General features: G+C 66.2%; 11 protein-coding genes. 9 read left to right on the top strand and 2 right to left on the bottom strand.

Annotated features, from left to right (window positions below):
* Positions 1–577: 577 nt before the first annotated feature.
* From VKZ87_RS03015 to holA, 4 genes are read left to right on the top strand one after another with little or no spacing between them, the layout of a single operon-like run.
* Entirely contained in the window at positions 578–1,156 is a 579-nt protein-coding gene (locus VKZ87_RS03015) for a DUF3576 domain-containing protein (protein WP_324219766.1), read from the top strand.
* A 52-nt stretch (positions 1,157–1,208) separates the two neighbouring features.
* Complete coding sequence (gene leuS / locus VKZ87_RS03010; protein ID WP_324219765.1) at positions 1,209–3,776, top strand: leucine--tRNA ligase; 2,568 nt, start codon at positions 1,209–1,211, stop codon at positions 3,774–3,776.
* On the top strand, positions 3,763–4,335 hold the full coding sequence (gene lptE, locus VKZ87_RS03005; protein ID WP_324219764.1) for an LPS assembly lipoprotein LptE: 573 nt from the start codon (positions 3,763–3,765) through the stop codon (positions 4,333–4,335). The genes leuS and lptE overlap by 14 nt, the downstream gene beginning before the upstream one ends.
* On the top strand, positions 4,332–5,348 hold the full coding sequence (gene holA / locus VKZ87_RS03000; protein WP_324219763.1) for a DNA polymerase III subunit delta: 1,017 nt from the start codon (positions 4,332–4,334) through the stop codon (positions 5,346–5,348). The genes lptE and holA overlap by 4 nt, the downstream gene beginning before the upstream one ends.
* A 3-nt stretch (positions 5,349–5,351) precedes the next feature.
* On the opposite strand, the gene VKZ87_RS02995 is transcribed toward holA, so the two are convergent.
* Both VKZ87_RS02995 and VKZ87_RS02990 read right to left on the bottom strand, forming a co-directional pair.
* Positions 5,352–6,404, bottom strand: coding sequence for a WD40 repeat domain-containing protein (locus VKZ87_RS02995; RefSeq protein ID WP_324219762.1), 1,053 nt, complete (start codon positions 6,402–6,404; stop codon positions 5,352–5,354).
* Positions 6,388–7,521, bottom strand: a complete 1,134-nt coding sequence (locus tag VKZ87_RS02990) for a GTP-binding protein (RefSeq protein ID WP_324219761.1) — start codon at positions 7,519–7,521, stop codon at positions 6,388–6,390. The genes VKZ87_RS02995 and VKZ87_RS02990 overlap by 17 nt, the downstream gene beginning before the upstream one ends.
* A gap of 98 nt (positions 7,522–7,619) precedes the next feature.
* Here VKZ87_RS02990 and VKZ87_RS02985 point away from each other — a divergent pair, with 98 nt between their 5' ends.
* From VKZ87_RS02985 to VKZ87_RS02965, 5 genes are all read left to right on the top strand, one after another.
* Complete coding sequence (locus VKZ87_RS02985) at positions 7,620–8,129, top strand: methylated-DNA--[protein]-cysteine S-methyltransferase (protein WP_324219760.1); 510 nt, start codon at positions 7,620–7,622, stop codon at positions 8,127–8,129.
* A gap of 92 nt (positions 8,130–8,221) precedes the next feature.
* On the top strand, positions 8,222–8,722 hold the full coding sequence (locus VKZ87_RS02980; RefSeq protein ID WP_324219759.1) for a PAS domain-containing protein: 501 nt from the start codon (positions 8,222–8,224) through the stop codon (positions 8,720–8,722).
* 77 nt (positions 8,723–8,799) lie between these two features.
* Positions 8,800–9,501 carry a dienelactone hydrolase family protein gene (locus tag VKZ87_RS02975; protein ID WP_324219758.1) on the top strand — a complete coding sequence of 234 codons (702 nt, stop codon included), beginning with the start codon at positions 8,800–8,802 and terminating at the stop codon, positions 9,499–9,501.
* Positions 9,502–9,536: 35 nt separating this feature from the next.
* Complete coding sequence (locus VKZ87_RS02970) at positions 9,537–10,511, top strand: quinone oxidoreductase (protein ID WP_324219757.1); 975 nt, start codon at positions 9,537–9,539, stop codon at positions 10,509–10,511.
* On the top strand, positions 10,511–11,230 hold the full coding sequence (locus tag VKZ87_RS02965) for a HugZ family protein (protein ID WP_324219756.1): 720 nt from the start codon (positions 10,511–10,513) through the stop codon (positions 11,228–11,230). The genes VKZ87_RS02970 and VKZ87_RS02965 overlap by 1 nt, the downstream gene beginning before the upstream one ends.
* Positions 11,231–11,235: the final 5 nt, after the last annotated feature.

Below are 11,235 nucleotides of genomic sequence, written 5' to 3'. Positions count from 1 at the left end.
TTCATTTCTTCTTTCCTCTCCCACCGGGATTTGGGTTGCAATGCTAGTCGCTAGCGATTGAGCAATCAGCCCAGACGGGCCGAGTGATCGCAGGGATCAAGCCATCCGCACCCCGCAAGTGTCAATAAAAGCAGCACTTTCCGCGGTACTTTTGCCACTGGTGTTGCCTCTGCGCCACACAAAGGCGTGAGCGAGCTTAAATTATTGCGTAGAATCAATGGCCTATATGACCCTGAGGCCATGCTCTTCTAGCCTCGTTGCCACAGGTATAAACGTCCGGTTAACGCCGCCGCCGGCGAGCAGGCTCCGGGTACCCGCTGTCGCACTCCCTCTTTGCAGCAGCTGAGAACGCCGCGAACCTTCCGGTCACCGTCGATCACGACCGATTCAATGTAATGTTTTGATTTTACTTGCAAAATATAGGATTGGACTTTCTCCGCCTGCGGATACCAGGCGACTGGCGGGGGAGAATTTCGCAAGCCCGGGCCCCACCATTCAGGCCGGCCGCCAATTGGCGGACAGCTTGAATCTATGCTATCCGTCCGGGATGTTTGCGCGTTTCCAAAGGATGACCGTGATGGCATCGCCGTTTTCCCGCTTCCGCCACGCCGCGAATCGCGGATCGATGGTTGCCATTGCCGCCCTTCTGGCCCTGGCCGGCTGCGCCTCGCCGAATGACGGCGAAACCCAGACCTATTTTCCGGAAAAGGACCAGACGGGAAGCTATAACCCGGCCCCGACAACGGCGCGCCAGGGTGTGTTCGGTGGCGACGGCCTGGCCATCTTCGGCGGCGGCCAGAAGAAGAAGAGCGAGGAAGGCGGCAGCGGCGGCATCGGCGTCAACAGCTTCCTGTGGCGCGCGACGCTCGATACCATCTCCTTCATGCCGCTGGCCTCGGCGGATCCCTTCGGCGGCGTCATCATCACCGACTGGTATACGCCGCCGCAGACGCCGGACGAGCGGTTCAAGGTGACGGTTTACATCCTCGACCGGGCGCTGCGCGCCGACGGCCTGCGGGTCAGCGTGTTCCGCCAGGTCCGCCAGGGCGATGGCTGGGTCGATCAGGCCACCACACCGCAGACCGCCACCAGCATGGAAAACGCGATCCTGCAGCGCGCCCGCGAATTCCGCATGGAGGCGGAGGCACGCCGCTGACGGCGCAGGCTGCGCCGCAAGCTTTTCACGAACTCGAAAAACCGGAAGCGTAATGTCCCGCTACAACGCGAAGGCGGTCGAAGCCAAGTGGCAGAAAATCTGGGAAGAACGGCAGGCTTTCCGCGCCGAGACCGATCCCGGCAAACCGAAATACTACGTCCTCGAGATGTTTCCCTATCCCTCGGGACGCATCCATATGGGCCATGTGCGCAACTACACGCTGGGCGACGTGGTGGCGCGCTACAAGCGTGCGCGCGGCTTCAACGTGCTGCATCCGATGGGCTGGGATGCTTTCGGCCTGCCGGCGGAAAACGCAGCCCAGGAAAAGAAGGTTCATCCCGCCGCCTGGACCTATGACAACATCGCCACCATGCGCGGCGAGCTGCAGCGCATGGGCCTGTCGCTGGACTGGAGCCGCGAATTCGCCACCTGCCATCCCGGTTACTACAAGTATCAGCAGAAACTCTTTCTCGACCTGCTGAAAAAGGGTCTGGCCTACCGCAAGGAAAGCTTCGTCAACTGGGATCCGGTCGACAATACCGTGCTCGCCAACGAGCAGGTGATCGACGGACGCGGCTGGCGGTCCGGCGCGCCGGTGGAGCGGCGCAAGCTGTCGCAGTGGTTCTTCCGGATCACCGCCTATGCCGACGATCTGCTGGCCGGCCTGGAGGAATTGTCGCGCTGGCCGGAACGCGTGCGCCTGATGCAGCAGAACTGGATCGGCAAGTCGGAAGGCGCGCGCTTCTCTTTTGCGCTGAAGGACCGCCAGGACAGGCTCGAAGTCTACTCGACCCGCCCGGATACGCTGTATGGCGCCAGCTTCGTCGCCATTGCCGCCGACCACCCGCTGGCCGCCGAAATCGCCAAGGGCGATGCGAAACTCGCCGCCTTCATCGAGGAATGCCGCAAGACCGGCACGGCCGAGGCCGAACTGGAAAAGGCCGAGAAGAAGGGCTACCGCATTCCGGTGGAGGCGATCCATCCCTTCGACGCGAACTGGACGCTGCCGGTCTACGTGGCCAACTTCGTGCTCATGGAATACGGCACCGGCGCGATCTTCGGTTGCCCGGCGCATGATCAGCGCGATCTGGATTTCGCCCGCAAATACGGTCTGCCGGTGAAGGCCGTCGTGGCGCCGAAAGGCCAGACCGCGCTGGAGATCGGCGATGAGGCCTTTCTCGAAACCGAGAACACCCAGGCGATCAACTCCGGTTTCCTCGACGGCATGGATGTCGCCGGCGCGAAGCGCGCCGCGATCCGGAAGCTGGAGGAACTCGGCGCCGGCCAGGGCACCGTGACCTTCCGCCTGCGGGACTGGGGCGTCTCGCGCCAGCGGTACTGGGGCTGCCCGATCCCGGTGATCCACTGCGATGCCTGCGGCATCGTGCCGGTACCGGAGAAGGATCTGCCGGTGCTGCTGCCGGATGACGTCACCTTCGACAAGCCGGGCAATCCGCTCGACCATCATCCGACCTGGAAGCATGTCGACTGCCCGCAATGCGGCAAGGCGGCGCGGCGCGAAACCGATACCTGCGACACCTTCGTCGACTCGTCGTGGTATTTCGCGCGCTTCTGCAGCCCGCGGGCCGATCTGCCGATGGAAAAGGCCGATGTCGATTACTGGCTGCCGGTGGATCAGTATATCGGCGGCATCGAGCATGCCATCCTGCACCTGCTCTATTCGCGCTTCTTCACCCGCGCGATGCGCGATACCGGGCATCTGTCGCTGAAGAGTGGCGAACCCTTTGCCGGCCTGTTCACCCAGGGCATGGTCTGCCACGAGACCTACCGGGCGGCAGACGGAAGCTGGCTGCAGCCGGCCGAAGTCAGGCGGGACGGCGACCGGGTCGTGCATGCGCGCACCGGCGAGCCGGTCACCGTCGGCCGCACGGAGAAGATGTCGAAGTCGAAGAAGAACGTCATCGACCCCGGCCTGATCATCGACACCTACGGCGCCGATACCGCGCGCTGGTTCATGCTTTCGGATTCTCCGCCCGAACGCGACATGGAATGGACGGAAGCCGGCATCGAAGGCGCCTGGCGCTTCACCCAGCGGCTCTGGCGCCTCGTCTCCGAGCCGAAGGGACCGATTGCCGCGAAATCGGCGCCCATGCCCGGCGAATGGCCCGCGGCGGCGCTGGATCTGCGGCGCGCGCTGCACAAGACCATCGCCGCGCTGACCCAGGATCTGGAGCAGTTCCACTACAACAAGGCCGTTGCCCGCATCCACGAATTCGCCAACCTGCTCGAGGCGACAAAAGGCGATGATGCCGCCACCGCCTGGGCGCGTCGCGAGGCGCTGCAGACCCTCGCCATCCTGATCGGCCCGATGGTGCCGCATCTGGCCGAGGAGATCTGGCAGGCGCTGGACGGCGATGGCCTGCTGCTGGAACAGCCCTGGCCGGTCGCCGACGCCGAGCTCGCCCGCGACGATACCGTGACCATCGCAGTGCAGGTTTCGGGCAAGCTGCGCGCAACCATCGAGGTGGCGCGCGACATGGACAAGACGGCACTCGAGCAGCTGGCGCTCGCCAACGACAACGTGCAGCGGGCCATGGAGGGCAAGCCGGTGCGCAAGGTGATCGTCGTGCCGAACCGGATCGTCAATGTCGTGGTCTAGGGCCGGCGCGTTCTGTCTGCTGCTCACGCTTCCGGCGCTGGCCGGCTGCGGGTTCCGGCCGCTTTACGGCAGCGGTGATGGAACCGAAGTCGTCCCCGAGTTCGCCCAGATCGCCATTGCCCAGCCTGATGACCGCGGCGAACAGCTGCTGCGCAACAGGCTGCTCGATATCCTGACCCCGAAAGGCAGCCCCGACCGGCCGCGCTATCTGCTGAATTACCGCATTACGGAATCGGTCGGCTCGGTTTTCGTAACCCGCAGAGAGGAAATTACCCGCAGCAATCTCGTTTTCTCCGTATCGGCGACCCTGCACGATTACGAAAGCGGCGCGACCATCCTCTCCACCTCAGCCACCAGCCGTGCCTCGTTCAACCAGACCACCAACGACTACGCCAACCTGATTACCGAGCGCGATGCCCGTAATCGCGCGATGCGGGATGCCGCCGAGCAGATCCGGATCCGGCTGGCAAATTACTTCGACCGCTGGCGGCACGAGGCGCCAAGACAGGCGCAGGAGCTGCAGCCGCTGCCACGAGCGGGCATGCCGACAGCCCAATGAAGCTGCAGCCGCGCGAGGTCGAAGCCTTCGTCCGCAAGCCGCGGCCGGGTATTCGCGCCGCGCTGCTGTTCGGCAGCGATGCCGGCCTGATCCGCGAACGCGCCAAGGCACTGGCGAAAACCGTCGTCGACGATCTGAGCGACCCCTTCCGCGTCTCCACGCTGACCGGCGCGCAGCTGCAGGACGATCCGGCGCGCCTGGCCGACGAGGTCGGCGCCATGGCGCTGACCGGCGGCCGCCGCGTGGTGATGGTTTCCGGCGCCGGCGATCGCAACGCCAAACTTTTCGAAGGCCTTCTCGACGCGATGCCGGGCGAGTCGTTCCTGGTGGTGGAAGCCGGCGAGCTGGCCGGCCGCTCGTCCCTGCGCGCCGCCTTCGAGGCCGCCGAGAATGCCGTGGCAATCGGCTGCTATGCCGATGACCAGCGCAGCCTGCACGGGCTGATCGAGCAGATGGCCGAGGAAGCCGGCAAGCGCATCGCTCCCGATGCCGTCGCCTATCTGGCCGACAATCTCGGCGCCGACCGCATGATCAGCCGCAGCGAGATCGCCAAGCTGCTGCTCTACAAGGGCGACGATCCGTCGCCGATCAGCCTCGCCGATTGCGAGGCCGTGGTCGGCGACAATGCGACGCTGTTCCTGGATGACGCTGCCTTTGCGGCCTTCGGCGGCGACTTTGCCGGACTGACCGATGCGCTGACCCGCTGCGAGGGCGCCGGTGAATCGCCGGTGGCGATCCTGCGCGTGGCCCAGAAGCATGGCCAGAAGCTGCACCTTGCTGCCGCCGGCCGCGAGGCCGGCAACAGGATCGATCCGCAGCGGCTGGGCGTGCACTGGACCCGCAAGGACGGTTTCGAGCGCCAGCTGCGGCAATGGTCGAGCGACCGCCTGATGCGCGCGCTGGAAATCCTCACCGAGGCCGAGCTGACGGCGAAGAGCACCGGCATGCCGGCGGCGGCGGCCTGCGGCGATGCGCTGCTGCGGATCGCCAGGGCCGCGCGCGTCGCGCGCTGACGCCTAGCCCGTCCCGAAATCCAGAATCCCCGCGGCGCCGTCCTCGCCGCCGGCCAGCAGATACCGGCCGTCGCTGGTCCAGCTCAGCGCCGTGATCGGTCCGTTGCCGACCTGCTCCAGAACCGTGCCGGAGTTGTCGGCGAGGCGGCCAAGCCGGATCAGGCCATCGGCATGGCCCGAAGCCACGAGGCTGTGGCGCGGATGGAAAGCCACCGCCGTCACCAGGGCGCCCTGGTTGACCTCTTCCGGCCTGCTGCCCATCGGGCCCTTGCCCTTGCAATCCCAGACCACCACGACATCGGCACCGCCGGTGGCCAGCCAGCGGCCGTCGCGCGACCAGGAGAAGCTTTTCGGCTTGGACGGATACCCGCTCATCCGCATGTCGGCGGAGTCGGCCAGCCGCCAGCCATGCATCTCGTTCTCCTGCGTGCCGGTCATGACGAACCTGCCATCGGGCGACCAGGTCACGGCGACATGGGAGCTTTTCCAGCTGAGCCGCTTGGGCGTCTGGGCCTCGCTCTTCACCCACCAGAGACTGACACCACCGTAATGCGCCGCCGCCAGCCGCTTGCCCTTCGGGTTGAAGGCGAGGCCGGCGACGGTGCTCGGATGGTCTTCCAGAACGGCGATAACGCCGCCCCTGCCGTCCAGCAGCCCGACGCGCTTGCCGGCGGAATAGGCGATGGCGCTGCCATTATCGGCGACCGCGACATGCTCGATCCACTTGCGCGGGACTTCTGCCAGCAGGCGGCCTTCGCCGGCGGCGGTGGTCAGCATCAGCCGGCCGTCATCGCCGCCCGAGACGAATCCCTGCCCGTCGGGCGCAACCGCCATGCAGAGCAGCGCCGCATCCTCATGGGCGATCAGCCGGCGCGTGGTCGGTGCTTCCGGCTCGGCCAGAACGCGCAGCGCGATCGAACCGTCGCCCAGCCCGAAACCGGCGATGCCCGCCGCCTCCGCGACGCCGGCGGCGACGATCGCGGACTTGAACTGCCAGAGATAGGCGCGGAAACCGATCTGTCCCGGCGCGACCCTGGGATCAGGCGCGGCAGGCATCGAAACCCTGCTGCAGCTGCTTGCCGTCAAGGTCGCGGCCGATCAGCACCAGACGCGAGAAGCGCTTCTCGTCCGTGCGCCAGGGCCGCTGGAAGTCGCCGTCCTTGATCATGTGCACGGCCTGGAACACGAAGCGCTTGTCGCTGCCCTTGAGATCGAGAATGCCCTTGGCACGCAGGATATTCTGGCCCTGGGTCGCCAGCAGCTCGCCGATCCAGGCGTCGAACCTGCGCGGATCGACCGGCGCATCCACGGTCAGCGATACGCTGCGCACCGTCGTGTCGTGCAGGCTGTCGCCGTGGTCGTGGCCGCAATGCTCGTCGTGAACATGGCCGGGTTCGCCATGGGGCGGATTGTGGTGATGGCCGTGCCCGTGATCATGCTCGTGGCCGCAATGCTCGTCATGCACATGGCCCGGCTCGCCATGGGCCGGGTTGGCCTTGAGGAAATCCGGTTCCAGGCTGACGATCCGGTTCAGGTCGAAGGCGCCCCGGTCCAGCACCTTGTCCAGCGGCACGTCGCAGCGGGCGGCGCGGTGGATCGGCGCATAGGCATTGACCGCGCGGATGCGGCGCTCGACCTCGGCAAGCTCTTCCGCGCTGACCAGATCGGTCTTGTTCAGGATGATGACATCGGCGAAGGCGATCTGCTCCTCGGCCTCGCGGCTGTCCTTCAGCCGCGCCGGAAGGTGGCGCGCATCCACCACGGTAACGATGGAATCCAGCTTGGTGCGGCGCGCGACCTCGTCATCGACGAAGAAGGTCTGCGCCACCGGACCCGGATCGGCCAGGCCGGTGGTCTCGACGATGATGGCGTCGAAGCGGTCCTTGCGCTTCATCAGGCCTTCGATGATGCGGATCAGGTCGCCGCGCACGGTGCAGCAGATGCAGCCGTTGTTCATCTCGAAGACTTCCTCGTCGGCGTCGACCACCAGGTCGTTGTCGATGCCGATCTCGCCGAACTCGTTGATGATCACGGCGTATTTCTTGCCGTGCGGCTCGGTCAGGATGCGGTTCAGAAGCGTGGTCTTGCCGGCGCCGAGATAGCCGGTCAGCACCGTCACGGGTGTCTGGGCGGGCGCCGGGACAGGCGCCTGGGCGGCGGATGACTGCGTCATAAGCGGATACTCCGGAAGGGTCGGCCGTGATATCAATAAGGGGATGCGTAACCATAGTGGCAGAGGGCTCCAAGTCCAGAGCCGGAGCGACCAACCCCATGGCGGATAAGCCCGAATTCGACTGGATCTGCATCGACAGCCCGCTCGGGCCGCTGACCGTCACGGCCACGGCGGAGGCGATCACCGATATCGACTGGCGCGGCCGGCCGGGCACTGCGTCGGGAACTTCGCCCCTGCTGGCCGAGGCCGCGCGGCAGCTGCAGGCCTATTTCGCCGACGGGCATTTCCGGTTCGACCTGCCGCTGCAGCCCGGCGGCAGCCGCTTCCAGCGCGCCGTCTGGGATTTCATGTGCGCGATCCCGGCCGGTTCCACCCGGACCTACGGCGAATGCGCCAGGGCCATCGGCGGCTTGGCGGGCAGCGATGCGCGCGCGGTCGGCCAGGCCTGCGGCGCCAATCCGATCCCGGTCATCATCCCCTGCCACCGCATCCTGGCGGCGGGCGGCGAGGCGGGCGGCTATTCCGGCAAGGGCGGCGTGAACACCAAGCAGTGGCTGCTGCGCCATGAAGGCGCCTATGTGCCGCCGCAGCAGGTCAGCCTGTTCTGACGCCGCGGGCACAGATGATCGCCGGCGTTGACGAAAGCCGCCTGATCCGCCCTACTCTCCTGCAGCACTGACAGCGCAACGGCAAGACGGCCATGACCGCAGGACGGGACGAGAATAGCGGCTTGCCCGTGTCGGGCGCCCTGCCCGACGATATCGCCGCGCAGCTGCAGCATCCGGTCCTGCAGCGGCTGTACCAGTACTGGGAGACGAAACGCGCGGGCCGGATGGCGCCCTCGCGCGCCGAGATCGACCCGGTCGATTTCCGCTACGCCATCGGCTGGGTCAACCTGTTCGACCTGCGTGACGGTGCCGACCGGTTCGTCATCCGCGTGCTGGGCGGCCAGATGGAACGCATGCTGGATCTGGGGGCGGAATTCCGCACGCCGACGGACGTCCGCGACCCGGAATTCCATGAGGTTGCCCACCGCGACCTCACATGGGTGGTCGAGAACCGGCGGCCGCAACGCGTGCTGCGCGATTTCACAACGCGGCTGCGGCATTACCGCTTCGAGGGGCTGATCCTGCCGCTTTCCGATGACGGCGAGACGGTCAACATGGCGCTGGCCGCCGCGATACCGCCGGTCGGCGGCTGATCCGCAACCGCGCCTCGGCTTGCTTGCGGCGGCAACCTTTCGCTAAAGTCCTGCGGTCATAAAAACAGGAGGACGCGATGGGCAAGACGATCACCATCCAGGCGAGCGACGGCAGCGGCAGTTTCTCCGGTTATCTGGCAGAACCGGCATCCGGCAAGGGCCCCGGCATCCTGGTCATCCAGGAGGTTTTCGGCGTCAACAAGGTGATGCGCGACATCTGCGACGACCTGGCGCGCCAGGGCTACGTCGCCCTCTGTCCCGACCTGTTCTGGCGCCAGGAGCCCGGCGTCGACATCACCGACAAGACCAAGGAGGAATGGGACAAGGCCTTCAAGCTGTTCGGCGGCTTCGATCTCGACAAGGGCGTCGACGACCTCAAGGCGTCGCTGGCCGCGCTGCGCCAGCTGCCCGCCGTGACCGGCAAGGTCGGCACCGTCGGTTACTGCCTCGGCGGCCGGCTGGCCTTCCTGATGGCCTGCCGCAGCGACGTGGATGCCGCCGTTTCCTATTACGGCGTCATGCTGGCCGAGCATCTGGGCGAGGTGGCCAACATCCGCAAGCCGCTGATGATGCATGTCGCCACCGAGGACAAGTTCGTGCCGAAGGACCAGCAGCAGAAGGTCAAGACCGCGGTCTCGGCCAATCCGAACGTCACGCTGCATGAATATCAGGGCAAGGATCATGCCTTCGCCCGCGTCGGCGGCGAACATTACGACAAGGCGGCCGCGGATACCGCGAACCAGCGCACCGCCGAGTTCTTCAAGAAGCATCTCGCGTAACGAAAACAGACCTCCCGCAGAAAAGGACAGCAACAATGGTGCATGCAATCCGGATTCATCAGACCGGCGGCCCCGAAGTCATGAAATGGGAGGAGGTCGAGGTCGGCGATCCCGGCCCCGGCCAGATCCGGCTGAAGAATGCGGCAGCAGGCCTCAACTACATCGACACCTATCACCGCTCCGGACTTTACAAGCTGCCGCTGCCGCTGAACCTCGGCATGGAAGGCGCCGGCACCGTGACGGCGGTCGGCCCCGGCGTGACCGACATCAAGGTCGGCGACCGGGTCGCCTATGCCTCGCAGCCGCTCGGCTCCTATTCGGAAGAGCGGCTCATGCAGGCGGATCGCGTGGTCGTCCTGCCCGACGGCATCAGCGACCAGCAGGCCGCCGGCATGATGCTGAAGGGCATGACGGTGGAGTACCTGCTGCGCCGCACCTACAAGGTGAAGGCGGGCGACACGGTGCTGTTCCACGCCGCAGCCGGCGGCGTCGGCCTGATCTTCGGCCAGTGGGCCAAGGCGCTCGGCGCCACCGTGATCGGCACCGTCGGCTCCGACGAGAAGGCGAAACTAGCCCGCGAGCATGGCTACGACCATGTGATCAACTACAAGAGCGAGAATTTCGTCGAGCGCGTGAAGGAGATCACCAAGGGCGAAGGCGTGCCCGTCGTCTATGACGGCGTCGGCAAGGATACCTGGGCCGGCTCGCTCGACTGCCTGCGGCCTCTGGGCCTGATGGTCAGCTTCGGCAATGCCTCGGGTCCGGTCGGACCGGTGGATATCGGCATCCTGGCGCCGAAGGGCTCGCTGTTCGTGACACGGCCGACGCTGGTGACCTATACCGCCAGGCGCGAGGACCTCGTCGGCTCGGCCAATGCGCTGTTCGACGTGGTCAAATCGGGCAAGGTGAAGATCGAGATCAAGCAGACCTATGCCCTGAAGGATGCCGCCAGGGCCCATGCCGATCTCGAATCGCGCAAGACCACCGGCTCGACCCTGCTGCTGCCCTGATGGGCGAAGCAGGCACCAGGACACCGGCAGAGCAGGCGCGTGCGGTTGCGCGCGCCTGCCGCACGGCAACGCTGGCAACCGCGATGGCCGATGGCAGCGGCCCCTACGCCTCGCTGGTGCTGGTTGCCTTCGATCATGATGCCACGCCGCTGCTGCTGATCTCGCGACTGGCGGAGCATACCCGCAATCTCGAGGCCGATCCGCGCGTGTCGCTGCTGTGCGACGGCACGGCGGGATTCGACGAGCCGCTGACCGGGCCGCGCGTGACGCTGCAGGGCCACGCCCTGCGCAGCGCCGATCCGCAGGACCGGGCGCGTTTCCTCGCCCGGCATCCATCGGCGGGCATGTATGCCGGCTTCGCCGATTTCGCCTTCTACCGCATCACCGTGGAACGCGCGCATATCGTGGCCGGCTTCGGCCGCATCCACTGGATCAAGGATTACCTGCTGGACGCCGCGCCGGCCCTGCGCGAGGCGGAGGCGGATATTCTGGCGCACATGAACGGCGAGCATACCGATGCCGTGCAGCTTTACGCGACCCGGCTGCTGGGCCGCAGCGGCGATGGCTGGCGGCTGAGCGGCATCGATCCGGAAGGCGCCGACCTGGTCCGCGGCAACGATGTGGCACGGCTCGGCTTCGACCGCATCGTCACCGATGCCGAGGCCGCGCGGGCGGAACTGGTGCGCCTGGTGAAGCGGGCCCGAAGCACCGCGACATAAAAAGA

The sequence above is a fragment of the Ferrovibrio sp. genome (genome assembly GCF_035304305.1).
Classification (GTDB): domain Bacteria; phylum Pseudomonadota; class Alphaproteobacteria; order Ferrovibrionales; family Ferrovibrionaceae; genus Ferrovibrio.
The sequence above is the reverse complement of the archived record's forward strand: the minus strand, read 5'-3'. Positions and strand labels throughout refer to the sequence as shown.

Coding starts and splice junctions, on each gene's coding strand:
- VKZ87_RS03015 (WP_324219766.1), top strand. CDS start 578: ATGGCATCGCCGTTTTCCCGCTTCCGCCACGCCGCGAATCGCGGATCG.
- leuS (WP_324219765.1), top strand. CDS start 1,209: ATGTCCCGCTACAACGCGAAGGCGGTCGAAGCCAAGTGGCAGAAAATC.
- lptE (WP_324219764.1), top strand. CDS start 3,763: ATGTCGTGGTCTAGGGCCGGCGCGTTCTGTCTGCTGCTCACGCTTCCG.
- holA (WP_324219763.1), top strand. CDS start 4,332: ATGAAGCTGCAGCCGCGCGAGGTCGAAGCCTTCGTCCGCAAGCCGCGG.
- VKZ87_RS02995 (WP_324219762.1), bottom strand. CDS start 6,404: ATGCCTGCCGCGCCTGATCCCAGGGTCGCGCCGGGACAGATCGGTTTC.
- VKZ87_RS02990 (WP_324219761.1), bottom strand. CDS start 7,521: ATGACGCAGTCATCCGCCGCCCAGGCGCCTGTCCCGGCGCCCGCCCAG.
- VKZ87_RS02985 (WP_324219760.1), top strand. CDS start 7,620: ATGGCGGATAAGCCCGAATTCGACTGGATCTGCATCGACAGCCCGCTC.
- VKZ87_RS02980 (WP_324219759.1), top strand. CDS start 8,222: ATGACCGCAGGACGGGACGAGAATAGCGGCTTGCCCGTGTCGGGCGCC.
- VKZ87_RS02975 (WP_324219758.1), top strand. CDS start 8,800: ATGGGCAAGACGATCACCATCCAGGCGAGCGACGGCAGCGGCAGTTTC.
- VKZ87_RS02970 (WP_324219757.1), top strand. CDS start 9,537: ATGGTGCATGCAATCCGGATTCATCAGACCGGCGGCCCCGAAGTCATG.
- VKZ87_RS02965 (WP_324219756.1), top strand. CDS start 10,511: ATGGGCGAAGCAGGCACCAGGACACCGGCAGAGCAGGCGCGTGCGGTT.